Raw genomic sequence first — 24,034 nt, 5'->3', positions numbered from 1 at the left:
TCGCTCGCAAGCGGCGATCGGCTCGAGGTCGCTAAGGTAATCGCTGACCGTCTTGGAATGGACACCGTCTAGGCAGATCTCAGTGCGGCAGACAAGGTAGAAGTCCTTTTAAGGACGAAGACGCTGGGCAACGTGATGATGGTGGGCGACGGCGTCAATGACGCTCCGGCACTGGCCGCAGCGGACGTCGGACTATCGGTCGCCCGCGGCAAGCTGGCCGCCGCGGCTGAGGCTGCGGACCTCGTGCTGCTCAAGAGCGGGTTGAGCGGCATAGTGGCCGCGTTGGGGGTCGCCCGTCGGTCGTGGCGAATTGCACTCCAAAGCGTGGCAGTTGGTATTGGTCTGTCTGCGGTCGCGATGGCATTCGCCGGAGTCGGACTTCTCCCGCCGGTCCAGGGCGCTCTGATCCGGGAGGCGATCGATGTCGCGGTCGTCGTGAACGCCCTTCGAGCGCTAGCTTAGTGGGATAGCAGGGCCGGAATGCGGAGATTGTCGAGTAAGGTGCGCGTCACACCGCCGACCAGGGCCTCGCGCAGCTTGGTGTGCCCATAGGCACCAGCGATAAGAAGGTCGGCATGGCCCTCTATGGCGTTGTCCTGGATGATGGTGGTGACGTCTTCTGCGTCGCTGTGCACGACAGCTAACGCGACTTCGAGCCCTGAATGCTTCAGTGCTTCGGTATAGCGATCAAGAAAACCCTCACTCCGCCGAGCCGCGGCGCCCACACATATTACTGTCGCTTTCGTCGCCGATTGGATCATAGGGAACGCGTTGGCGACGGCGCGGGCCGCCGTTGCACTCCCATCCCATGCGATCGCAATATTGTCGATGCGGCCATAGAAATCGGCCGACGGCAGGAGAAGCAGCGGGCGACCGCTGTCAAAGACGAGGCTTTCTACAATCGGCCTCGCCAGCTCGGTGTTTTCCAGGATCGTAACGTCGTAGGCGCGAGCAAGTTCGGCCAGCCGGATTGTCGCCGACATCGCCTCGGCCTCAGTGGGAACAAGCCTCACGTCGAGGCCAACCCGTTCGGCCCCCTCCCGCAAATGCCTGACGAGCTGAGCTGCGACATCCCTATCAAAGCGGTCTGCCTGGAACTCGTCATCGTCTGAATATGCTTCGGCGGCTTCGTCGCCATGGCGCCGCGCGGCAGCAAGGCTGGCGACAAGATGGGCACCCTGATGCAACGAAAACTGAATAGCGTTCTCGATGATCGCAAACGAACTCGCTTCCGGACGCGTGGTCAATGGCAGATGAAACTGTGGCTTCATGGCGTCCTCCCAAGACATTACATGGTCCATTGCTTCTAGCGTCCGGGCCGACCGGCAGGGCCGCTAGACGTTTCCACTACCGCGACAGGAAAAGCGGAACCCGGCTGTCCTTCAGCATCGAACGGGTGACGCCTCCAAACAGGCGTTGCTGTATCCGCGGGTGATTGTAGGCACCCATGACCACCATGTCGGCTGCCACGTCCGTGGCATGTTGGCGCAAGGTTTCGTCCACGCGGCGTCCACCGCTGGCAACTCGATCGACCTCGACCTTCACGCCGTGACGGGTGAGGAACATGGCGATGTCGGATCCGGGCTCTTCGCCATTCTCCCAGCTTCTCGCGACCGGGTCTACGATCGTGATGTGAACGGCACCACAGCCCTTCAGGAATTCCAGCGACTGGCGGGTGGCACGCGCTGCCTCGTCGCTCGAATCCCAAGCGAGCAGGATCGACTTTGGAAACGAGCTGACAGCCTGCGTACGTGGGTTGATCAGGATCGGCGTCGGAGACTCGAACAGGGCACCGTCGACGATACGTCTCTGAAGATCCTCGTTGCCGGCAGCTTGGGCTCCCACGAGAACGAGATCGGCGTACAGCGCATGCTGAGCGATGTCTCCTTCCGCCCACGCAAACTCTGTGTAGACCTCCTGGACGTCGAAGGACAGCTCCGTCCTTTCCAGGATCTCCTGTACCGCTTTCGTTTCCGCGGCGAGCCGGTCTATTTCCTGCTGTTGGCCTTCGAGCCACGCTGTTGAGATTGCTTCGTAGGTGGCGATCGCCGGAACGGCCCCCATGCAGATCACAAGGGCGGTCATATGGGCGCCCTGTGTTTCGCAAAATTCCATTGCCGACTTGAGGTCCTGGTCCCAGCGGTCGACGTCGAAGACGCACATGACGGTTTTGATACTCATTGCACTGCCTCCTTCTTGATAGCTGCAATCATATCGCTTTCCTGGAAGGCTTCTTTGATGCTCGTCAAAATCGATTGCTGAGCTCAGGGAACCGCTGGACGACTTCTGCGTTCAAACGTCCAATCGAAACGCAGTACCGGCAGCCTGCAATGCGACAAACATTCGGTCCTTTCGCTCACGGCTGGCTGCTTCTGCAGATGCGGTATCGGGCCTTTCGCGGCAAGCGGCATCGCGTAAAGGACCTATGCGAATCCTACAGCGAGGTGGTTCTTTATCTCGAATGGTTGCGGACGTCGGGAGATAAAAAGCTGCTCGGCGAGTACGGTCAGCTATGTGCCGACCTCGAGCAGGACGTATATTGGTTTCTCGGATTCTACGATGCGCATCCCGAGGCGGGTACGGGATAGCCGGCAAGCCGCGGGTTAACCCCGGTCGACTCTCGATTTGGTGGGCGTGCGCCGGTCGGGCGCTAAAAGACGTCCATTCCGCCAAGCCCGACGAACTCCGTCCTGAATCCCTGGGTGCGAGCTTGCTTCAACAGACGGTCGGCGCTCATCATGTCTAGCAGCATGCTTCCGGAGAAGCAGGAACGAAGAGGACAGCAGAGCTCCCTTGTCGCCCAGTCGAGAGCCCGCGGTGAGATCATCGTGACGACCCAATGGTCGTCGTCCGCCCGCTCGAGCAGGATGTCGCCTTCGTTCTTTCTGGCAGGAGGGGCGGATGTGCACGCGGCGAAAGCCGATGCGTCCTTGTCCTTGGCGGCGGTCACCATCTGGTTCATCCTGCTATCCTCCTGTTGCTGCGGCCACCACGACGTGGGAACCGACTTAAGCTTATCCGGAGACGGGGTCAGGGTTGTTGATCCAGGTCAAGGCGGCAAGCTTTGGCTTTCGGATTGATCGAAATGATCCATCGGGTGTCGACAAGGAGAAAGAGATGAGGGCGATGGTCCTGGAAAGAGTCGGCGTTCCGCTGCGTCTTATGGAGACGCCGGATCCGTGTCCTTCCGCGGGTCAGGCTGTGATAGCGGTGGAAGCCTGCAGGGTTTGCCGCACGGACCTTCACGTCTTCGATGGCGATCTTCCAAATCCGAAGCTGCCTTTGGTGCTTGGACACGAGATCGTTGGTCGCGTGGTCGCCGTTGGCCCCGGTGTCTCGAAAAACCTTGAGGGATGGAGGGTGGGCGTGCCATGGCTCGGACACACGTGCGGATGTTGCTCATTCTGTCTCTCTGGAACCGAAAACCTTTGCGACGCACCCGGCTTTACCGGCTATACGCTCGACGGCGGATTTGCGACGCATGTCGTGGCCGACGCGAACTATGCGTTCACTTTACCAGAGGGCTTAGACCCTGTCGCAACCGCGCCTCTCCTTTGCGCGGGTCTGATCGGATGGCGATCATTGAAAATGGCTGGACAAGGCAAGGCGATCGGCCTCTATGGCTTCGGTGCAGCGGCGCACATTCTCGCGCAAGTGTGCCAGTGGCGAAAGCAGGAGGTCTACGCTTTTGTTCGTCCGGGGGATGAGGCGGGAAGGCGCTTCGCGCTCGAGCTGGGCGCCAGCTGGGCGGGCTTCTCGGACGAGATGCCACCTGTGCAACTGGACGCGGCTATCATATTTGCGCCAGTAGGAGAGTTGGTTCCCAAAGCTCTGGCGGCGGTCCGCAAAGGCGGCACCGTCGTTTGCGGGGGCATCCACATGAGCGACATTCCGGCCATGCCCTATCGGCTCCTGTGGGGAGAGCGTCGCATCGTATCGGTAGCCAATCTCACACGCGACGATGCTCGAGAATTCTTCGGGCTGATGGGACAGGCGAGCATCCGAACAGTCACCACCTCCTATCCACTGGAGCGTGCCAATGACGCGCTGGCCGACTTGCGGGCAGGGCGGATCAATGGGGCAGCGGTGCTCGTGCCGTGACCCAGCCGCTCGACGATGCACCGCGGCATTTGCTTTGGTTGATGCCGGGTTCCGAAGCGGAAGGGTGATGTTTCCACACTCTTGATTCATATCAAAGAAGCACGCAGCCGGCAGGTTCATTGTTCGCATGTCAAAGTGGCTGCATATGCAGCCCGGTGGAGGGCGAACTGCAGGGCATTGCGAGGGCGCGAAAGCTCAGCCAGGCGATGATGAGCAACATCCGCCAGAACCTGTTCTTCGCTCGCATACTACAACGCGGCGGGTGTGCCCGGAGCGGCAGGCGTGCTCTATCCAATCTTCGGGCTGCCTCTCGCCGATCCTCGGTCAGCGTCATCGGCTGCGGCTGCGGCTGCGGCGCGCGTCGATCGCCTAGTTGTCCCCCGGCGCGGTCGTCGGGAACCACAATAGAATTCGTTCAGTAAGAAGCCGCGGATACAGACCAGCAAAAGGAGAAACGACATGAGAACCATACGAACTGCAAATGCGGTCCTGCTGGCCGCGCTGATTGCTATAGGAGGAGCCGGCGCCGTCTACGGCCAGACGAGCGGAGCCGATCTCCATCATCCTGTGAATTTGGCGCAGGCCACCCCACAGTCTGGAATGCCGCACATGATGGGGGGTGGCATGATGGGACAGGGCCAGGGCGCTATGCCAGGCGGACCAGGCATGATGGCTGGTGGTATGATGGCCGGGAACATGATGCAGTCCGGCATGGTTGGCGGCATGCCTATGATGGGTATCCGAGGACCCATGATGAAGATTATGTTTGCGATCGCCGACACGAACGCGGATGGCGCGCTGTCCTTCGAGGAGGTGATGACGATCCACAGGCGAATCTTCGACAGCGTGGACGCCAACAAGGACGGAAAGGTCACGCCCGAAGAGATGCAGACGTTCTGGCAGCAATAGGCTTCGGAACGATGACCGGGATGATCGACGATCGCGCCATTCGGCTGGCGCGACCGCGATCCGTTGCCAAGACGACGAACGGTCATGTAACTTTCTGATCCTGGCTGCCCAGACTTTCCAGATTTCCCATTGGCGAGGTATCATTCGAAGGCGCATTGATGCTTAGACCCGCTGACATTCTAGCGGGGACAGGAGCTGGACGATGACAAGCATACGAAATTCGCAGGACGTCTGACATGGGCGCGACTTCACGCCCGAGAACAACCGGTGTGGGACAATTCCTCGATCTTCAGCAGCAGCGCGATTGGATAGCGGGGAAGATCGACTTGTTGGACGCGGGCGAGCGCCCGGAGTCCCTTGAACAGCGCTTCAAATATGTCGCTCGATTTGAGAAGCTCCTCAGTCGCCCGCAAGCGAGGCAACTGCTGGAGATTCTCGGGCTATACGGTCCAAACTGCATTCCGATCAGGCGCAAGACCGAGCGCTACTACTGGTCGGTTTCCTGTCTGCCATCCACCTCGGACAAGCCGCTCATACGAGTCAATGCGAGCTGGATGGAGCTCTTCACGCTCTATGCCCACGGTGACGATATCCGCGCCCGATTCATCGTGCATCTTTCGGATTTCACTACAGATGGTTCAGCAACACCGAGCCGGGTGGACGAACACTTTCTCGAGCAAAGTGTCGCGATGCCAGAGCACGTCAGTTACTTCTTCCCGCGTGGTGCTGATATTCTCGGCATCAATGTGCGCGGCTCTGTCTCGATCCGCAAATTTCTCAGAAGCCGCCGCGTACTGAGCGCCATTCGCACGTTCAACCTGACGCACATGAACCGGGGGCGGAACGCCTATCAGGCGAGCCATTGCTACAGTGTGGCGGATTACATGCAGGCAGTTTGAGGGGTTCACCAACGCACGCTTTCCTGGCGAACTTGCCGTCGTTGCTCCCCGAAGAGGAGGAGATGGATGCTGTTCGCTTTCGGCCGCCACCTTAGCTAACAATTATAGACCCCAGCCGCGCATCGGCGCGCGCTCCTGCGAGCAACGCCGGCGACGCTGACAGGTGTCAGCGGACGCCCGACCCTGGCCTCGGCGTTTGACACGAAGTTGAATTCGACCGGTAGGCCGCCGCCAATTTCGATGCATGAAGCGCCGGCGGCCAAAGCCAGCAATATGATTGCGATTCGCCTGAGCATGTCGTTCCTCCTTCGAGTTTGATCATTTTACGGAGAATATTTCTGGCAGTTCGTCGGTGTCGGGAAGGTCGTTCAACTTCCGCTCCTTGGCCCCATCGGGAACTTTGAAGCTGAAGTCGCCTGCTGCCCCGTCCGCTCCCGCCTTCCAGGACCTTATGTCGATCGTGTATTGCGGAAACCCCGCCACTTTCGTGCTGGTGACGACATAACGGCAAGGATACGGGCTCTGACCCTGGGCGATCCAGATTTGCCAATCCACCCCATCATCGGTGCGAAAGGCGAGGTGGTCGCATTCCTCACCCCGAATGACGCCGCTCCCGAGATCCTTCACATCGACGACATGGGGCATGAGCTCGTCGTAGGGATGAGACATCAAGATGTCCCCGGCCGGCAACGGCCTGTGGAATTTGTCCCGCAATGCGTCGATGAGGTGATCAATTGTTCCCGGCACTTCGGTCTGAGCAAAGAGGTTGGCGTCCTTGCCGAGCACCGACAGCGTTTTTCCGTCAAATACCATTTCGACATTGGCGAAGCCGCCCTGACGAGTAACGCGTATCTTGTCGGGCCTTTTGAGCGTCACGGCGCCGGAGCTCGCAAGTGCCAGCTTTTGGTGCTTCTTGGTAACGACTTCCAGGCTCGTGTCATACTCGAACGAGATTGCCTCTTGCGCCGCCATATAGTCCGACATGGTCTTCAGCAGGTCCTTCGCCTGCTTTTCATCGGCGTGGCCGGGCGTCGCGCCGGCCAGCGCCGCGAGGGCCAAGGTAACGGTAAGCAGTCTGGCATTTTGAAACGGGGATTCCGATCGATATCGCATGGGTGTTTCCTCCGCTGACACAGTAAGAATACACTCCGCGTGGCTTAAGCAACGGCGCGGGATGGAATAGCCCCTACAGCGCTCACTTGGGTCCGCTCTCGCTTGGACGGTCCGGTTGCGACTCTCGGCTCAACCTTAACCCTTCAAAATGACGGCTTGCATAAGAATTGCGATTGTCGCAAGCGGCGCGGCCAAGTTCGGCAGACCTCCGGCTTTGCCTATTGATTGGTTGTGCGCGCAATGTCACAGGTGCTCTCCCTAATATACAGCAACCTAGCGGCGCAAGGAAGCCGCCACCAAATAGGGCAAGGCGGCTTGCTTTGCCTTCGATTGCTCCCATGATGGGAGAGCGAAGGAGCAATTGTAGACGACCCACGAGATCGGAAAACCTCGTTCTCTCTCACTCATCTACACCGGCGAGAATCGCCCTTCCAGCCAGCGGGCGTGCCGCCCGCCCGCATCAGTGCTCGAGGAACACGTAGTTCATCCAACTGCTCATCCGCAGGAGAACCTTGCGGAGCAGAGCAAGGTGATGCAGGTGCTCGGTGTAGATGGCGACTTCGGCAACGACACCACCCGGGAGTTGGTACGGGGTCAAATCCTCGGTGATGTTGATCTGGGCCAAGGTCAGGCCGGGTTGAAGGCGCTCGGGCGACTGCGGGTCGATGAGGGCGCCAGTTGGCTGAAGTTGACCCTGCGCCATGACATCGATGATCTGCCCCACCTTTGCCTTGAAGATCTTGCCGGGAACTGCCTTGAAGGCGACTTCCGCTTCATCATCCGTCCGCACGCGCTGGAGGGAATTCTGGATAAATGCCGCGGCAAGTTGCCTGTCTTCGCTGTTGATGAAGACCATGACCGGCCTCAAGGGAAGCGGGTTGGCCATCATGCCCGGACGCAGAAAGAGCTGGGCCACATAGCCATCGCTCGGCGCCCGAACGGTCGTCTGGTCGAGCTCGAACTGAGCATTGTTCAATTCGGCAGTGACACGGGCAACGGTCGGGTTTACCCCGTTGACTTCAGATTCATAGGCAAGGCGCGCTTGTGTGGCCTGCGCTTGTGCCGTGGCTACAGCAGCCTCGGCCGTCAGATACTGGCCGCGCCGGTTGTCGACTTCGAGTTCCGAATAGACAGCGGCACGCCCCACCTCCTTGGCCTTCTCGTTCGACTGTACTATGCGATCGTAGCTCTGCTGCGTCCGGTCGCGCGTGGCGATGGCGCCCTCCACCCCCGACTGGGCTGCATCCAGCGCGGCCTTCAATTGCAGCACCGTCTGCTTGGCCTCGGCGAGTTGCGCCTTCTTCTGATCGACAGCGAACTCGTAGGGGCGTCGATCAATCTGGAACAGTACGTCGCCCTTCTTCAACGGCATGTTCGCTTGGACCGGCACGTCAACCACCAACCCTCCGACCGCCGGGATTACCGGCGATGAGGTGAAATAGATGCGGCCGTCGCTTGAGAACGGGTGGTTGTAACTCATCCCCAGGATCAGAGCGGAAATGATGAAGATGCCGCCAAGCACCGCTGTGGAGAGGGACCATTGATTGACCGGAATTCTGAACAGCTTGAAGATTACAATGCAGATCGCTGCGTAGATCATCATAAGCAGGAGTTCCATCAGACTATCTCCCTCGCTGTCCCTTGTCCTTCAAGCTCGGCGATGCGAGCATGCAGACGGGCGATCTGGGCACTGGCTTCGAATTGAGATGGGAGCTTCCCATCTTGGCGGATGCCCCAGCCGCGATCCTCACGATAGAGCGTTGCCCATATAAAGAGGAACGGCCAGATGGCGTGGAGTGTGAACAGGCTTACCCAGCCTGCGATGTGGATTGCATCCTGATGCGGGTGATTGCGCGACTTGGCGATGAGATGGGGTATGTCGTGAATGGCGATGATCCCATAGAAAATGGTTATCACCACGAAGATCAGGACGCCCAGGGCGAAATAATCGAGAAACATGAGCTTGCCCTCCTTGGCTTCAGACGCCACACCTGGGGGCCTAGACGGCGCCCTCAAGGATACCGTCGGAATGGCATTATAGCTCAACCTCACCAGAGGGTGTTACGGATCTCGAACGTAGCCTCCAGACCGGTTGATGTAGTATGATGAGTAGCTGCATTAGGAGCGGCGGGTGTTCGTCCGCGGCACGGAGAGGTTGCTGACCGTTCCGCAACGACCAGCGAGTACCTCGATCGTTCAGTCATCGGCTCGCTGTTGTCATCGCACACTTTGCTCGCGCTACCAATTGTTGCGCGTCTTGGAGTTCTCGGATTTGAACCGGTCGTCGTCGTGATTGGCGCGACTTTGGTAGCGGATACGTTGTCGCTTGTCGTCTTCTGCTGCGGCCCCTCAAGTCAGTTCCGAACGGAGCCAATGGCGAGTCTGATCCGGTATCAGCGGATTGGTTGCGCTAGCTATGATGCGAAGTCACGCAACGGTATGTCCTGCCGGACCCGTTGCGAAAAGCAATGGCAAACTGCACTTCCATGAAAGCGTGATATTTCACATGGTTTTCTGCGCAACCTCCTGCAATACAACATGGCCTTAAAGTTGATTTTCGCTCGCCAACGACCGAAATTAGGAGCATAATTTGGGGAGTAGGGCTCTTCCGAAATAAGCATCATAGATGCGAGATCGGCTGTGCTTCCGCTTTTTTCGGAAAACTCTCGCAACAAGCTGGGCCCCAGATATCTGGTAGGCGCACAGCTTCTTTGGCAGCATGATCATCGGCTGCCCGGATTCCAGAGTTGAATCGACGTTCTCAAGTTTGAATGAAGCGCAACAGTAGGAGGGAACAATGATCAGACTAATTGCTGTTCTGGGGTTTGTCTTCGCCATCGCTTCGACGCCGCAGGCAATGCCTCGCTCGCCAATTCAATCAGAGAGCATGATCACGCCTGTCGTCGCCGGTTGCGGCGTGGGCCAGACAATGGTCAATGGCAAATGCGAGTCCAGAGTCGAGAAGCGCCACAACCGCCGCTGCTTGCGCTGGTCGGGAAACACCTGCCAGAAGTACCAATGAAACGCCGCCGAACTGGCGTCTGATCAGTTCGAACCGAGCGCCAGTTCGGGTCATCGGCTCCATCCTCGTCGGGACCTGGGGCTCATCTTCCTTGTGTTGGCGTAGCCGGTGGGGCGGAGAAAGATAAGGCAGTGATTTGTCTTCGGCTTTGCGTGTGCATGTGACAATTCGCACGTGGGAGGGTGGACGATGGCCAACGCCGCTGTGGCACCTGCAGCTCATAGATATCTGCCTATTCTGGATTGGGCTCCAGGCTATCAACCCGACTGGTTATTGCCGGATGTTCTTGCCGGCCTCGCGCTCTGGGCGGTCATGGTGCCTGAGGGCATGGCCTATGCGGGCATCGTTGGTGTACCGCCAATCATGGGCCTCTATACGATCGTGCCGGCGTTAATCGCTTATGCCCTCCTTGGCACGTCGCGGCAGCTTGTGGTCGGACCAGACACGGCGACCGGGTTGATCTCCGCGGTGACCATTGGCGCCATTGCGTCTCAGGGAACGGCGGAATTCAACACGCTGACTTCTACGCTTGCCGTGCTGATCGGTTTCTTCTTTCTCGCTTTTGGAATCATGCGCATGGGGTGGGTCGCGAGCTTCATCCCAACGCCCGTGATGCGTGGCTTCATCGAAGGGCTGGTTTACGTCACCATCATCGGCCAGGTGCCTCATCTGCTCGGAATCAGTGGCGCGTCGGGCAACTTCTTCACCAAGCTTTGGCACATCTTGCAGCATTTGCCGGAGGTTTCTGCGGCGCCGGTCATAACCGGTGTTCTATCTCTCGGCGCTATGCTGCTGTTGCGCCACCTGGCTCCGAAGATACCCGCGGCCCTCGTCGTCATGGCCGTTGCGACAATCATTATCGGACTACTTGGCGGCGAGGCGACTGGAGTGCATGTGGCTGGCCACCTCCCATCCGGGTTGCCCCACCTAACTCTGCCCAATCCGGAAATCTCCACACTAAGCGAGCTTGTGCCGGGCGCGCTTGCAATCGTGATGGTCGGCTACGCAGAGGCGCTTGGGGCGGCAAAGGCGGCCGCTCTACAGAGCGGTGGTACGATCGATCCTAATCAGGAGCTTGTGGCACATGGGCCTGCGAACATTCTGAGCGGACTTTTCGGTGGCTTTCTCGTGGTCGGCAGCCTATCGAAAACCTCGGTTGCCACCGCTGCTGGCGCTCGCAGCCAGATCGCCAATGTGGTTGCGGCCGTCTTTAGCTTCTTGACGCTGATCTTTCTGACCCCTCTGTTTCGAAACATGCCCCAGCCGGCGCTGGCGGCTATTGTCATCGCGGCGATGCTGCATCTGACCAAGCCAAGCTATTTGCTGGAGTTGCTGGCTCGAAGCCGCTCGGCGTTCGGCAGCACTGCCATTGTCATCGTGGGCGAGTTGACGCTGGGGGTGCTGCAGGGAATCGTGCTGGGTGTCGTGCTGTCGTTGATAACCTTGATCTATCTGACCAGCCATCCAAAAGGGGCCGAGCTTGGTCAGCTGCCGGGCACGGAAGCCTATCGGGATGTCAAGCGCCATCCGGAGGCAGTACGTTTCCGGGGCTGCTGATCTGGCGGGTCGGCGGCGACCTGTTCTTCGCAAGCATAGGCCACGTGAGCACGGCCCTGAAGGCGTCGCTCGCGACGCGGCTCGACGTGAAGCGCGTCCTTCTGGATTGTGATTCCGTCGACTTCATCGACATCAGCGCCGGAGATGAACTGCTTGGTCTAGTCAAAGAGCTGCAAAAAGCCGGCATTGCTGTGGGCTTTGTCCGCGTGCGCGACGCCGTCCGCGACGATATGCGGAAAGCCGGTATCGAGACAGCGGTAGGCCCACCAAACTTCTTCGAACGGACGACCGATGGCGTGCGCGCCTGGCAGCAACAAAGTCCCCCCGAGGCCTGAGTTGATATCATGACTGGTTCTCAATCCTCAGTGAAACTGTCGGCTTTCTGAACATGGTACACGCAGAAGACGCCACCAAAACCTCAGTCTCGTCTGGCTCTGGGCATTCCGCGAATTTCGTGACGCCGAACGCCCGGCTTGCGGAGGGTAAGGCGCTGCGCGACAAAATCCTGCGCGAGCAGCAGGGGCGATGGAATGAGATCCAGCGACGGCGAGATCCGATCGACCTGTTGCGCGAGTCGGATGACGGTCGAATGAAGAAGCTCATTCCGATCCGGTATGGCCGTATGCTGCCATCTCCCTTTGCGTTCTATCGTGGGGCGGCCGGCGTCATGGCCGCCGACCTGGCACAAACGCCAGCCACGGGACTGAAGGTCCAGGCATGCGGCGATTGTCATCTTGTCAATTTTGGTGGGTTTGCCACGCCCGAACGCAGCATCATCTTTGACATCAACGATTTCGATGAAACGGCGCCAGCCCCTTGGGAGTGGGACGTCAAGCGACTTGTCGCATCAGTCGTTCTTGCAGCCAGATCGAACGGAATCTCGGACCACCGGGGCCGGGATAGTGCCGTCAATTGCGCGCGCAGATATCGCGAGCACATGCGCAAACTCTTCAAAAAGAGCCCGCTTGCAATTTGGTACGCGAAAACTGGGGCCTCAGACTTTGTCGAATCGTTACCGACGGCCATGCAAGGGAGCACCAGGAAGCGGATCGAGAAGGCAGCAAACCGTAGTGGCTCAGAATCTGATTTTCCAAACCTCGCGGCTTCCGTCGGCGGGCAGATCCGCATTACGGACCAACCGCCACTGATCTTTCATGAGCGGGCGACCAGCACTCCCGAAGCGGAGGTACCCCTCGAACAGCTTTTGCACATTTACCGCCAATCGCTGGATGAGGATCGTCGGATGCTGCTCGATCGCTATCAACTCGTCGATGTCGCCATCAAGGTGGTTGGCGTCGGTAGCGTTGGCCGGAGATGCTGGATCGCGTTGATGATGTCCGAGGGGAACCACCCCTTGTTTTTGCAGTTCAAGGAAGCGGTGAACTCCGTCCTTGAGGCCTATGCTGGGAAGAGCAAATATGACCATCACGGGCAGCGCGTCGTGATCGGACAGCGCCTGATGCAGCCGGCCTCGGACATATTCCTCGGTTGGGTCACCGCGCCAAACGGGCGACAGTTCTATGTGCGACAGTTACACGATGCCAAGATCAAGCCTTTGGTGGATACATTCGATGCCGAGATGTTGGACGCCTATGCCCAGGCGTGTGGCTGGGTTCTTGCTCGCGCTCATGCAAAGGCCAGCGAGATATCGGCAACGATTAGCGGCTACCTCGGTTCCTCAAATGACGCATTCGACACAGCAATGGGAAGTTTCGCGTTGGCTTACGCGGACCAGACGGAGCGCGATCATGCTTTGCTCAAGGCTGCCGTGCGCGAGGGAAGGATTGCAGCTATCAGAGACGCATAGCCATGCAAATTGGATAAGGCGAACGTTGGTTTTTCGTTGCACGCTGTCTGCCGGCGGATCTCGCCTTTGCCTATTGTGAAATATGCCCGCAATTGGCAACGGTCACGATGCTCAGGTGACAGGCAGACTGGCGGAGCCGGAGCTGCCATTCGCCAAGCGAGATGATCGTATGACTGAACTCAGGTACCGGGCGTGCGAAGACTGCCCATTTTCATTCGCGCTTGGAATCAAAAGGTGGCGGAGAAACTGAAAATCCTAATCATCGCATCCGCGCTCTCGTTGGGTCTGGCCCTCATGGCAAGGGCCGATGACGTGGCTGACCTGTTCTTTGCAGTCACCAATATCTATGGGATGAAGGTCGTTGACTACAGGAACTGCGGCCGGGAGGTTCCCAACGATAGGGACACCATTCTTCGTATAATGGCCAAGGCTCCTGGTGTCGATATGGTTGAGGTCGGCAGGCGGTTGGACGAAGCCGCTCACAACGCGGAGAGTGAGATCGGCGGCGAAGGCTGCCGCGGGAATAGCATTGAGGACGACGAGCGGAGAATGACGGAGTACATATCGCAGCTCCGCAATGCCGTTGCCAAGAAATACGGCGGGAAATGATTGTTTCCCGTCGGCTATGAAGCCGAAGGCGGCGTACGCACGGCCAATCGTCAAGCGTCTTGGGGTTCATGGGTTTGAGGCGCGTCCGCCGTCGTAAAGCCCAAAGGGTGGGATCTGTAAATCTGTTCCGCCCGCTGTCGCCCGGCGGGCATGGTTCCTCCACGTGCAATAAGACGTCTTCCCGACTGAACGCGGACAAGCGTCTCCGATGCTTCGCGGACAAGCGCGGCGGTTTCCTTAGTGCCGGTTAAGGAGCGGGCCTTTTCCATAAGCGCGTCATCAAGCTATGCTTCATTTGCACTCTCATGCATTGGGGGCGGTCCTATCGTCACTGCTGTTAAGCGGCGCCGGCCCTGCAGGTGAATAGCCTCCAAACGCTCACCGGGGGCCGTCGCTAATGTGTGCCACGGTGCCGGCCGCTATTCACACTTGATGACATCTCAAGGGCTGGAGGTTCCTCAAAATCCGCGGCTGACTATTCAGCTGGCTTTTGCGCTATGATCGCGTAGCGATGCTGAAGGCCTCGTGCGATGGCTTTGAAGAAGCCGAAATAGTGCGACTGCGCCTTATGGATCTTCCGCAGGTTAGTGTCGGCCGCAACGGGGGAGAAACCGGTTGCTGTCAGCATGCGGGAAACCGTATCAACTCGTGCGCCTCCAGAAAAATGGACGCGCGACAGGATACTCTCATGCATGCTGCCCATGGTGGCGGGGGCATGGGGTGCCTGTGTCTTGATGAGGTTCGTCCGTTCGAGGAAGGTCGCGAGACGCTTGATGAGCCGCTCAGCAAGGCCCGTGTTGACGAAATCCCCGTCGATGATCAGCAGCTTCCCGCCCGGCTTCAGGACGCGCAGCCATTCCGCAAAACAGGCTTCGGGGTCAACCAGCGTCCACACAAGGTGGCGGGTGATGATAACGTCGTAGCTGTCATCGGCTTCAAGCGTGTTCTCTGCATCGCCAACGTGAAAGCGGATCGCCCGTCCCCGCGATGCCGCCTTGGCGCGTGCCCGCTCCAGCATGGCTTCCGACCAGTCGATGCCGGTGACTTGGTAGCCGAGATCGTCCATCAAGTGGGAGATCACACCGGTGCCGCTGGCAAGGTCGAGGGCCTTGCGGCCATCGCCGCGGCCGAGATGCCGCCCGATCAGTGCGTGCCAGGCCGCACGCTCCTCCTCGGAGAAAATTTCGTGGCCGGGCGACTGGTCGAATGTTGCCGCGCGTTCGGACCAATAGGCCTTGATCTCATCGCGCAAGGTGAAATTGGCGCTGTCTGCCATTCGATCGCTCTGCATGTTCCGTCCTTATCTCAGCTTCGAACACTTCTAAAAGATAAATCTTGACTATGAAAGTCATCAAATAATAAGTGCCGGTCAGTTTCCACCGGAGATTCAACCATGCGCTTTTCTGGCAAGTCGGCAATGATCGCCCTTGGCGTTCTCGTGTCCAAAGTGCTGCCCGCGATTGCCGACCCCGTCGTCGTGAGGGACGTGACGGGCCGCGACGTCGAAGTCAATGTACCGGCAAAACACGTCATCCTCGGCGAAGGCCGGCAGATCTATTTCCTTGCCGGGCTCGACAAGGACAACCCGTTCCAGCACGTCGTCGGCTGGCGCGACGACCTGCCGAAGGCGGACCCGGAATCCTACGCGGCCTATCTCGCAAAATACCCTGGCATCGCCAAGCTGCCGACCTTCGGCGGTATGAAGGATGGCACGTTCGATATCGAACAGGCAGTAGCCTTGAAACCCGACGTCATCCTGATGAATGTTGACGCCAAGACAGCTACGGAAGAGGCCGGCTATATCGACAAGCTCGCCAAGGTCGGCATTCCCTTGGTCTATGTCGACTTCCGGGAAAAGCCTATGGAAAACACCGAGCCTAGCATGCGTATCATGGGCACGCTGATGGGCAAGGAGAAGGTTGCCGAAGACTTCATCACCTTCCGCGCCGACGCCATCAAGAAGGTCACGGATGTCCTGGAGAAGAGTAACCCCGCAAAGCCGGTCGTCTTCATGGAGCGTGCGGGCGGCTATTCCGACGATTGCTGCATGTCCTTCGGCAGCGAGAATTTCGGCAAGATGGTCGAGCTGGCCGGCGGCATCAACATGGCAAAGGACATCATTCCAGGCACCTTCGGCACGGTGAACCCGGAACAGATCATCGCCTCCAATCCTGATCAGGTCATCATCACCGGCGGCATGTGGGAAGGCTATGTGCCTGGTGGCAAGTGGGTCGGCGTCGGCTATGGCGCAGATATCGCCGAAGCGCACCGCAAGCTGGAAAACCTGACGAAACGCCCGGCCTTTACCGGCATCAAGGCAGTCAAGGATGGCAATGTCCATGCCATCTGGCACCAGTTCTACAACAATCCCTATCAGTTCGTCGCAATCCAGCAGATCGCCAAGTGGCTGCACCCTGACCTGTTCAACGAACTCGACCCGGAAGCGACCTTCAAGGAGTTGCACGCTCGCTTCCTGCCGCTCGACTACAAGCCAGGCTACTTTGTCTCGTTGAAGGGCGAATAGGCGATGAGCGTTGCGACGATCGAAACGAAGGTGACGGGGCGCGATCAATATCGCGCCCTTGCCTTTCGGCGCATCCTTATCCTGGCAGGTCTTGTCGTCGCGCTTGCGGCAAGCATGGCTGCCGACATGGCATTGGGCCCCGCGAATTACAGCCTTGCCGAGGTGCTGTCGGCGCTCGCTTCCCCGGAGGCTGCCGGTGACCAGCTGCGTGTCGTCATCTGGGATATCCGCATGCCGATTGCGCTGATGGCGATCACGGTCGGCGCGTCGCTCTCGGTGGCAGGTGCGCAGATGCAGACGATCCTTTCGAACCCGCTCGCCAGTCCCTTCACGCTCGGCATTTCGGCGGCCGCCAGCTTTGGCGCGGCGCTGGGGCTCGTTGCAGGTGTCGCCATTTTTCCGGGCGCGGTTCAATACATGGTTCCGGTCAATGCCTTTGTCATGGCGATGGTGGCCGCGCTCTTCATCCATTTCGCATCGACGCTGCGCGGTGTTACGGTCGAGACGATCGTGCTGCTCGGCATCGCCCTCGTCTTCACGTTCAATGCCGCCCTGTCGCTTCTCGAATACCTCGCCTCCGAACAGGCGCTCGCCGCAGTCGTGTTCTGGACCATGGGAAGCCTGACCAAGGCGACGTGGGACAAAGTCTTCGTCACCGGCGCAATTCTCGTCGTGACGCTACCGCTCTTCGTGCGTAACGCCTGGGCGTTGACAGCCCTGAGGCTCGGGGACGACAAGGCTGCAAGTATGGGCGTCAATGTCCGGCGCCTGCGCCTTCACACCATGCTTGTCGTCAGCCTGCTTGCCGCCATTCCTGTCTCCTTCGTCGGGACGATCGGCTTTGTCGGCCTTGTCGGCCCCCATATCGCGCGCATGGTCGTCGGAGAGGACCAGCGGTTCTTTCTGCCCGGTTCCGTGATCTGCGGTGCGCTGCTGCTCTCGGCGACGTCGGTCGTCAGCAAGGTGCTGATCCCCGGCGCCATCCTGCCGATCGGCGTCATCACCGCGCTTGTCGGCGTTCCCTTCTTCTTCGTCCTGATTTTCTCGAACCGGAGGCGTGCATGGTAAGTCTGGTGCTTAAGGATCTCGGCGCCAGCTATGGCAGCACGACGGTTCTGTCAAAGGTCGCAATCGAGCTCTTGACGCCCGGTTCCATCACGGCCGTGATCGGCCCAAATGCGGCCGGCAAGTCGACGCTGTTCAAGCGAATCGCCGGTCTAATTTCCGGCCCCGGTGTCGTGCAGCTTTCGGATGCGACGCGCGGCGACCGGGCGATCTGCTACATGCCGCAGGACACCGGCTCGAATGCCGTGCTGACGGTCTACGAGTCGCTCCTGCTTGCCACAAAACAGGGCGGCGGCTGGCAGGTAAAGGACGAAGAGCTTTTCGAGATCGACGCGATCCTGAAAGCGTTGCATATCGAGGACCTTGCCTTCCGGGGGCTAGACGCCCTGTCGGGCGGCCAGCGACAGCTCGTCTCGCTCGGCCAGGCGCTGGTGCGCAAACCCGAGGTCTTGCTGATGGACGAGCCGACCTCGGCCCTCGACCTCCATCGCCAGATCGATGTACTGGAATTCGTCGTCGATCTCGCCAGCCGCACCGGCATGATCGTGCTCATTGCGCTCCATGATCTCAATCACGCCTTGCGCTATTGCACAAACACGATCGTTATCGCCAATGGGGAAATGACCTCGAGCGGCGCGACCGCTGACGTGATCACATCGAAAATGCTGCGCGACATCTATCGTGTGGATGCCCGCATCGAAACCTGCTCGCGCGGGCGACCCGTAGTCGTCGTCGACGGTGCGCTCTGATCGAGTTGATGCTGCCGCGATAAGCCGGAGCGATTCCGATCGCAAATCCAGAATCGCTCGCTTCGCGCAGGCACGATGACTCATTTTCGCTTCAGGCAGGCTATTCGACGACCTGACCTTCGAGTCAGCTGCGTGCCGCGATACCGATGATCGCAGTGTCTGGTGGCAGGTCGTCGAAAATACCTCCAGCATGGTGCTGATGTCCGGCCTTGAGCGCATCGACACAGGCCGCGGCGTTGGACCGAGTTCTCAAACCTCGCCCAGTGTGCCGAGGTATATCCCATTGCCATATCCCATTCGCAAAACTAAGTGGGATATGGCTTTCGTATATCGCGGAGGATAGGAAATGGAACAAGGTGCAGTGTTTCAAAGCAATCGCAGCCAGGCCGTTCGGTTGCCGAAGGCCGTCGCTCTGCCTGATGATGTAAAGCGCGTCGATATTGTCGCAGTTGGACGCACGAGGATTATCGCCCCTGCCGGAGAAGTTTGGGACAGCTGGTTCGATGGCGAAGCGGCTACCTCGGATTTTATGAACGAACGTGATCAACCGGCCCTGCGGGAGCGTGAAGCATTTTAATGCTGCAGTACATGCTGGATACAAACGTCTGTATCTTTACGATGAAGAACCGCCGGCAGCAGGTGCGCGAGGCGGCAGTTCGTATTCTATCAAGGGCTTTTGCTACGCTCCCCCCGATCGAGTAATCGGCGCGAGTTTGATTGTGTGCCCGGCTTACGCGTCGAGGACTGGACTGGCCAACTCGCACTCATGAACGCTGTACGATTGGAAAAAGCGAATCGAGTCGATCATTCCGATCGTCGTTTTCCGCTGCCGATGAAAGCCACTCCTGACGTCGTTCTCAGGATGCGTACTCCCGACTATGAATTTAAAAGCTGTGTGTTTGCCTACGTTTTGGTAGGAAGGGACAAGGGCGCGAGCTCGGATAGCGACCTGCCGCGCGGGTCGTTCGCAGCAATACGGCCTGTCGTGAATTTCAATGCTTCCCGCATGACCTGAACCGCGCCGTCATAGTCCAGCCCCTCAAGCTTCCCGTCGCTGGCAATGCGCCTTCCGTCGACATAGACAGCCTTGACTGCCCGCTCGGCTGCGCAATGGAGAAGATTGCGCAACGGGTCGTAAACCGGTTGCATGGCGGGGTGATTGAGGTCGATCAACGAGAAATCCGGTTTGGCACCGACTGCGATCCGTCCGATATCCTTTCGGCCCAGCGCATTCGCACCCGCAAGGGTCGCCATGTCGAGGATGTCGGATGTCTTGATGTCAAACACGCTTTTGCCGGCGACGCGGGAGCAGATGAGCGCCCTGCGCATCTCTTCCAGCATGTTGTAGGGATAGCTATCCGTGCCGATGCCGACATTCACGCCGGCGCGGCGATAGCGGCCGATGGACTCCAGGATCATGCCGCTGCGGGAGAAGGTAACTGGGCAGTGTGCTACCGTTGTGCCACGTCGTGCAAGGAGCGCCATATCTGTCTCGGTGCGCTCTCGGGTCCAGGAATGGCTGTCGATGAAGATGCAATGTCCGAGGATCAGTCTTTCATCGAGAATACCGATGCTTTCCAGATATTGCACGGCGGTCATGCCGGTTCGACGCACCAACTCTTCATGTTCAGCCATGGTTTGAGCTGCGTGGAGCGTGATCGGGACGCCGCGGTCTTTTGCGGCGGTGGCGGCTTCGATAAGTAGATCTGGCGAGCAGGTTTCGACTTGGGACGGCGAAACGATGCCGCCGAGACGGCTTGATGGGTGAGCTTGTGCCGCGTCGACGCAGGCAAGTGCTTCTTGAAAAGCCTCCCGCCCACGGCGCCGGTCCCAGTGATAATCGAGGCGGTGGCTGTCTGCAACATGCCACCTGGCCTCGCGAAAGCCCGGCGCGGCGTAGGCGCGGGCTCCACTTTTGACGAGCGTGGGGAGCCAAGCATCGTGCGGGCCCGCGATATCCACCAGCGTGGTGACTCCGCTGCGGATCAAGTCTCCGAGCATGACGGTCAGAGAGGCTTCGCGGGCCTCCTCACTGATCTCGATCAGTGTCGAATATTCATACATCGCCTGCCCCCAGAGGGCGGCGGTACCGACGTCGTCGAAAATGCCTTTAGACAAGGGCTCTTCGTCGGAATGGCAGTGAATGTTGATCAGGCCCGGGAGCAACATGCGACCGTGCCCGTACTCTTCCCGGTCGAAGGGACCATTGTAGCGACCGCCAACATGCAGGATCGCAGTCTCATCGAAGGCGATATCGCCATCGGACATATAAGCATGGGTGCCGGTCTGGTCGTCATGGGCGACGATGGTTTCGACTTTTCTGATGACATGAACTGGCCTAGTCATGGGTGGTCCTGAAATATCGCTCCAGGAAGCGGCTATAGGCTCCCATCAGCGCGCTAAAGATGAAATAGACGACAGCGGCGAAGATATAGCCCTCCAGCACCGCGATGCCTTGCCATGATGGGTCGCGCATCGCCGAGCGCACCGTATCGAGAAAGTCGAGCAGACCGACGATGGTGACGAGCGTTGTGTCCTGAAAGAAGCCGATGAAAAGCGCGACAAGTGGAGGAATAACCTTCTTGATTGCCTGCGGCAGTACGATCTTGAACATGACGAGCCAATAGCCCATCCCCAAAGCCGCCCCGGCTTCGAGCTGGCCCTTCGGTACATCCTGCAGGCCGCCGCGAACGATTTCGGCGATGTAGGCAGCCGCAAAGATGATGATGGCGATCTGGGCGCGCAGCAGCTTATCCACGGTGATGCCATCTGGCATGAACAGCGGCAGCATCACCGTTGCCATGAAGAGAATGCTGATCAACGGTACGCCGCGCACGATTTCGATGAAGCTTGTCGCCAACACCCGGATGACAGGCAGATCAGAGGCGCGCGATAAGGCAAGCAGGATGCCGAGCGGCAGCGCGCAGATAAGACCGATGAAGGAAAGCATGAAGGAGAGCGGAAGGCCGCCCCACTGTGTGGTCGGGATCGCAGGCAGGCCGAAGATGCCGCCGGCCATCAAAACCCAAAGTCCCGGCAGGATAACGACGATCCAGAGCAGTAGGAGCCTGCTGCTCCACAGCCGCGGCACCATCGAAAGGAAGGAGGCGCCAAGGAAGACGATGAGTGCCAGCAACGGCCGCCATTGCTCTTCGAAGGGGTAGAAGCCGAATGCCATGTAGCGAAGCTTCGTGCTGAGAAACGGCCAGCAGGCGCCGCTCGCTGTCTTGCAGGCTTCCGGCGTGCCGGTAAACGTCGCGTTGAGAACGAGCCACTGGGTTGCGAGCCAGCCTATTGTGGCAAGGACCACGACGCAAAGCACCGTTATCAGCGCATTGCCCGGTGTGCCGAACAGATCGCGCCGCCAGCCGGATTGCCGCGGAGGAGGGGCTTGGCTTGTGGTTGTTGTGACGAGCACGAGTTGAAGTTCCGTCACGGTCAGCGATCCTTTAGAGCTACGTGGCTGTTATACCAGTTCATGAGCAACGAAATGGCGATCGACAGGCCGAGATAGGTTCCCATAAAGATCGCAATGGTTTCCATCGCTTGACCCGTCTGGTTCATGACGGTGTTGGAGACCATCACGAGATCGGGGTATCCGATGGCAATCGCCAGCGAGCTGTTCTTGAAGACGGTAAGATAGGTGTTGGTGAGCGGCGGAATGATCAGCCGCAGCGCTTGCGGCAGGATGACCAGACGCATAGCGCGGCGCCGGGGGAGACCGAGTGCCATCGAGGCTTCCCATTGCCCCTTGTTGACGGCCTGGATGCCCGCGCGCACGATCTCGGCGACGTTTGCCGAGACGCTAAGCGCCAACCCGAACAGCAGCGCGACGAATTCGGGCTTCACCTGCAGGCCGCCGCTCAGACGGAAACGGCCTTTTTCCGGAAGATCGAATGTCATGGCGATACCGCCAAGGAAAAGCACGAGCGCGATCGGTGTGATCGCGGAGATCCAGGCGAAAAGTACGCCGTGGTTCGGCTGGCCGGTTGCAACCCGGCGGCGCATGGCGACGTGCCGGATGACAATGGCACAGGCTATGCCGATGACAAGAGCGGCGGCCCCCAAGGCAAGGCCGCGTTCGAAGGTGACGGAGGGGATAACGAGGCCGCTGTTCGACAGATAGACATGTGGCGCTAAAGTCAGCGCTGCGCGCACCGGCGGCAGCACATTGATAATGACGGCATACCAGAACAGCAGATAGAGCAGTAGCGGAACATTTCTCAACGCCTCGACATAGGCGAGCATCAGCCTTTGCAGCAGTGGATTACGCGACATGCGGCCGATACCGACCAGAAGCCCCAGAATGGTGCCGAAGAGGGCGGCAAAGATGGAGACCTTGACGGTGTTGGCGAACCCGACGAACAACGCTCGGGCTACCGTATCGGTCGGCTGATAGGATATCGCGGCGTCGCTGATTACGAAGCCAGCCTGCCTCGAAAGGTAGGAGAAGCCGGTTGCGATATCGTGCTTAGCAAGATTTTGGCTTGCGGTCGCAAACATCGACCAGGCGATGAGAGCGATCACGCCGATCGCCAACCATTGATAAAAAAGCGCGCGGTAGCGCGCATTGCGCAGCAGAGCCATTCGAGCCCTCCGTCGAGAGAACCGCGAGAGGTGGTCGCGCCCGCGCGGGGGCGGACGCGAACCTTATCTCAACGGAAAGGCGGCGCGTAGAGCAGGCCGCCCGCGTTCCATTGGGTATTTGGACCGCGGGTCATGCCGAGACGGGTTTTCTCGCCGACGGCGCGTTCGAAGACTTCGCCGTAATTGCCGACAGACTTGACGATGTTGTAGCCCCACTTGTCGTCGAGCTTCAGCATTTCACCGAGCTTGTCGGTAACGCCGAGCATGCGCTGGATTTCCTGATCGTCGCTCTTGAGCTTCTCGTCCACATTGGCCTTTGTGATGCCCTTTTCTTCGGCCGCCATCAGCATCCAAACCGACCAGGAGACGACATCGCGCCAGTTGGAGTCATTCTGACGGACGGCCGGCGCCAACGGTTCCTTCGAGATCGTTTCCGGCAAAACGACGTAGTCATCAGGATTATTGGAGACCGCGCGGATCGAGGCTAGGTCCGAGCGGTCAGACGAGATCGCGTCGCACCGACCGCTGAAAAAGGCAGCGCGGTTTTCATCCGGGCTTTCGAACACAACGAGTTCGAACTTTGCACCCAGCTTGCCGAAGAAGTCGGTAAGGTTCTGCGCCGTGGTGGTGCCCGGCAGGGTGCAGATCGCAGCGTCCTTGAGTTCGGCGGCACTCGTCACGCCGAGCGACTTCGAGACCATCAGGCCCTGGCCGTCATAGAAGACGACGGGCGCAAAATCGAGGCCGAGCGAGGCATCACGGGTATAGGTCTGCGTGGTCTGGCGCGACAGGACGTCGATTTCGCCGGACTGCAGCGCCTGGAAGCGAGTGTTGATGTTGGTCGGTACGTACTCGACCTTTTCGCCATCACCGAAGACGGCAGCTGCAACGGCGCGGCAGATGTCGGCGTCGAAGCCTTCCATGCGACCCTGGTCGTTAGGGGCAGCAAAGCCCGGTGTCGCAAGGGAGACACCGCAAACGAGCTTGCCGCGCTGTTTTACGGTGTCGAGTGTGTCTGCATGCACTGTCGTGGTTCCCAGTAGTCCGAGAACTGCACCAAGGCAACCTGCCAGAGTCCGTCTTTTCATTCAT

27 protein-coding genes are annotated in these 24,034 nt (G+C 59.1%); 14 read left to right on the top strand and 13 right to left on the bottom strand.

Annotation, left to right across the window (positions count from 1 at the left end; genetic code table 11):
* Nucleotides 1-135: 135 nt before the first annotated feature.
* Nucleotides 136-462, top strand: a complete 327-nt coding sequence (locus IB248_RS13635; protein ID WP_246733761.1) for a hypothetical protein — start codon at nt 136-138, stop codon at nt 460-462.
* On the opposite strand, the gene IB248_RS13630 is transcribed toward IB248_RS13635, so the two are convergent.
* Both IB248_RS13630 and IB248_RS13625 read right to left on the bottom strand, forming a co-directional pair.
* Entirely contained in the window at nt 459-1,271 is an 813-nt protein-coding gene (locus IB248_RS13630; RefSeq protein ID WP_169682988.1) for a universal stress protein, read from the bottom strand. The two genes, IB248_RS13635 and IB248_RS13630, sit on opposite strands and share 4 nt — an antisense overlap.
* A gap of 76 nt (nt 1,272-1,347) precedes the next feature.
* Complete coding sequence (locus IB248_RS13625) at nt 1,348-2,181, bottom strand: universal stress protein (RefSeq protein WP_169682986.1); 834 nt, start codon at nt 2,179-2,181, stop codon at nt 1,348-1,350.
* Between the two features lie 149 nt (nt 2,182-2,330).
* On the opposite strand from IB248_RS13625, the gene IB248_RS13620 reads away from it, so the two are divergent.
* On the top strand, nt 2,331-2,588 hold the full coding sequence (locus tag IB248_RS13620; RefSeq protein ID WP_169682984.1) for a hypothetical protein: 258 nt from the start codon (nt 2,331-2,333) through the stop codon (nt 2,586-2,588).
* Between the two features lie 62 nt (nt 2,589-2,650).
* On the opposite strand, the gene IB248_RS13615 is transcribed toward IB248_RS13620, so the two are convergent.
* A complete protein-coding gene (locus IB248_RS13615; protein WP_169682982.1) occupies nt 2,651-2,962 on the bottom strand; it encodes a hypothetical protein in 312 nt (103 codons plus the stop codon).
* 155 nt (nt 2,963-3,117) lie between these two features.
* Here IB248_RS13615 and IB248_RS13610 point away from each other — a divergent pair, with 155 nt between their 5' ends.
* The 3 genes from IB248_RS13610 (at nt 3,118) to IB248_RS13600 (ending at nt 5,909) form a co-directional block, all read left to right on the top strand.
* A complete protein-coding gene (locus tag IB248_RS13610) occupies nt 3,118-4,101 on the top strand; it encodes a zinc-dependent alcohol dehydrogenase family protein (RefSeq protein WP_192241087.1) in 984 nt (327 codons plus the stop codon).
* A gap of 459 nt (nt 4,102-4,560) precedes the next feature.
* Nucleotides 4,561-5,010: an EF-hand domain-containing protein gene (locus IB248_RS13605; RefSeq protein WP_192241086.1), complete on the top strand. Its 450-nt coding sequence runs from the start codon at nt 4,561-4,563 to the stop codon at nt 5,008-5,010.
* Nucleotides 5,011-5,246: 236 nt separating this feature from the next.
* Complete coding sequence (locus tag IB248_RS13600) at nt 5,247-5,909, top strand: hypothetical protein (protein WP_192241085.1); 663 nt, start codon at nt 5,247-5,249, stop codon at nt 5,907-5,909.
* Nucleotides 5,910-6,004: 95 nt separating this feature from the next.
* Here IB248_RS13600 and IB248_RS31720 read toward each other — a convergent pair whose 3' ends face one another.
* From IB248_RS31720 to IB248_RS13585, 4 genes are all read right to left on the bottom strand, one after another.
* Nucleotides 6,005-6,205: a hypothetical protein gene (locus tag IB248_RS31720; RefSeq protein ID WP_246733760.1), complete on the bottom strand. Its 201-nt coding sequence runs from the start codon at nt 6,203-6,205 to the stop codon at nt 6,005-6,007.
* 22 nt (nt 6,206-6,227) lie between these two features.
* Nucleotides 6,228-7,022, bottom strand: coding sequence for a DUF2092 domain-containing protein (locus IB248_RS13595; RefSeq protein ID WP_192241084.1), 795 nt, complete (start codon nt 7,020-7,022; stop codon nt 6,228-6,230).
* 460 nt (nt 7,023-7,482) lie between these two features.
* Nucleotides 7,483-8,640 (bottom strand): HlyD family secretion protein, encoded by a 1,158-nt coding sequence (locus IB248_RS13590; protein ID WP_169682974.1) that lies wholly within the window; start codon nt 8,638-8,640, stop codon nt 7,483-7,485.
* Nucleotides 8,640-8,981 (bottom strand): DUF3302 domain-containing protein, encoded by a 342-nt coding sequence (locus IB248_RS13585; protein WP_169682972.1) that lies wholly within the window; start codon nt 8,979-8,981, stop codon nt 8,640-8,642. The genes IB248_RS13590 and IB248_RS13585 overlap by 1 nt, the downstream gene beginning before the upstream one ends.
* An 838-nt stretch (nt 8,982-9,819) precedes the next feature.
* On the opposite strand from IB248_RS13585, the gene IB248_RS13580 reads away from it, so the two are divergent.
* The 5 genes from IB248_RS13580 (at nt 9,820) to IB248_RS13565 (ending at nt 14,017) form a co-directional block, all read left to right on the top strand.
* Entirely contained in the window at nt 9,820-10,044 is a 225-nt protein-coding gene (locus IB248_RS13580; protein ID WP_169682095.1) for a hypothetical protein, read from the top strand.
* Nucleotides 10,045-10,233: 189 nt separating this feature from the next.
* Entirely contained in the window at nt 10,234-11,601 is a 1,368-nt protein-coding gene (locus IB248_RS13575) for a SulP family inorganic anion transporter (RefSeq protein WP_246733689.1), read from the top strand.
* 44 nt (nt 11,602-11,645) lie between these two features.
* The gene (locus IB248_RS31715) at nt 11,646-11,936 is read left to right on the top strand and encodes a sodium-independent anion transporter (RefSeq protein WP_312867247.1); all 291 of its coding nucleotides are present in this window, start codon (nt 11,646-11,648) and stop codon (nt 11,934-11,936) included.
* A gap of 53 nt (nt 11,937-11,989) precedes the next feature.
* Nucleotides 11,990-13,408, top strand: a complete 1,419-nt coding sequence (locus IB248_RS13570) for a DUF2252 domain-containing protein (RefSeq protein WP_192241083.1) — start codon at nt 11,990-11,992, stop codon at nt 13,406-13,408.
* Nucleotides 13,409-13,642: 234 nt separating this feature from the next.
* The gene (locus IB248_RS13565; protein WP_025661492.1) at nt 13,643-14,017 is read left to right on the top strand and encodes a hypothetical protein; all 375 of its coding nucleotides are present in this window, start codon (nt 13,643-13,645) and stop codon (nt 14,015-14,017) included.
* A 50-nt stretch (nt 14,018-14,067) separates the two neighbouring features.
* Here IB248_RS13565 and IB248_RS31710 read toward each other — a convergent pair whose 3' ends face one another.
* Both IB248_RS31710 and IB248_RS13560 read right to left on the bottom strand, forming a co-directional pair.
* Nucleotides 14,068-14,286: a hypothetical protein gene (locus IB248_RS31710; protein WP_246733690.1), complete on the bottom strand. Its 219-nt coding sequence runs from the start codon at nt 14,284-14,286 to the stop codon at nt 14,068-14,070.
* 206 nt (nt 14,287-14,492) lie between these two features.
* Nucleotides 14,493-15,308, bottom strand: coding sequence for a class I SAM-dependent methyltransferase (locus IB248_RS13560; protein ID WP_192241082.1), 816 nt, complete (start codon nt 15,306-15,308; stop codon nt 14,493-14,495).
* Nucleotides 15,309-15,410: 102 nt separating this feature from the next.
* Between IB248_RS13560 and IB248_RS13555 the strand changes: the two genes are divergently transcribed.
* The 4 genes from IB248_RS13555 (at nt 15,411) to vapB (ending at nt 18,932) form a co-directional block, all read left to right on the top strand.
* Nucleotides 15,411-16,541: an ABC transporter substrate-binding protein gene (locus IB248_RS13555; RefSeq protein ID WP_169682099.1), complete on the top strand. Its 1,131-nt coding sequence runs from the start codon at nt 15,411-15,413 to the stop codon at nt 16,539-16,541.
* A 3-nt stretch (nt 16,542-16,544) separates the two neighbouring features.
* Nucleotides 16,545-17,609, top strand: a complete 1,065-nt coding sequence (locus IB248_RS13550) for an iron ABC transporter permease (RefSeq protein WP_169682100.1) — start codon at nt 16,545-16,547, stop codon at nt 17,607-17,609.
* Nucleotides 17,603-18,355, top strand: coding sequence for an ABC transporter ATP-binding protein (locus tag IB248_RS13545; protein ID WP_169682102.1), 753 nt, complete (start codon nt 17,603-17,605; stop codon nt 18,353-18,355). Before IB248_RS13550 ends, IB248_RS13545 begins: the two co-directional genes overlap by 7 nt.
* A gap of 346 nt (nt 18,356-18,701) precedes the next feature.
* Entirely contained in the window at nt 18,702-18,932 is a 231-nt protein-coding gene (gene vapB, locus IB248_RS13540; protein ID WP_169682104.1) for a type II toxin-antitoxin system VapB family antitoxin, read from the top strand.
* Nucleotides 18,933-19,258: 326 nt separating this feature from the next.
* Here vapB and IB248_RS13535 read toward each other — a convergent pair whose 3' ends face one another.
* The 4 genes from IB248_RS13535 to IB248_RS13520 form a co-directional block, all read right to left on the bottom strand.
* Nucleotides 19,259-20,701, bottom strand: a complete 1,443-nt coding sequence (locus IB248_RS13535; RefSeq protein WP_169682108.1) for an amidohydrolase family protein — start codon at nt 20,699-20,701, stop codon at nt 19,259-19,261.
* Nucleotides 20,694-21,791, bottom strand: coding sequence for an amino acid ABC transporter permease (locus IB248_RS13530; protein WP_169682109.1), 1,098 nt, complete (start codon nt 21,789-21,791; stop codon nt 20,694-20,696). Before IB248_RS13530 ends, IB248_RS13535 begins: the two co-directional genes overlap by 8 nt.
* 2 nt (nt 21,792-21,793) lie before the next feature.
* Nucleotides 21,794-22,942, bottom strand: coding sequence for an ABC transporter permease subunit (locus IB248_RS13525; protein ID WP_169682111.1), 1,149 nt, complete (start codon nt 22,940-22,942; stop codon nt 21,794-21,796).
* Nucleotides 22,943-23,010: 68 nt separating this feature from the next.
* Nucleotides 23,011-24,030: an amino acid ABC transporter substrate-binding protein gene (locus IB248_RS13520; RefSeq protein WP_169682112.1), complete on the bottom strand. Its 1,020-nt coding sequence runs from the start codon at nt 24,028-24,030 to the stop codon at nt 23,011-23,013.
* Between the last annotated feature and the right edge of the window lie 4 nt (nt 24,031-24,034).

Origin of the sequence: Rhizobium sp. RHZ01 (assembly GCF_014851595.1) — a bacterium.
GTDB classification, from domain to species: domain Bacteria; phylum Pseudomonadota; class Alphaproteobacteria; order Rhizobiales; family Rhizobiaceae; genus Rhizobium; species Rhizobium altiplani.
This window is presented reverse-complemented; position numbering and strand designations above follow the sequence as displayed.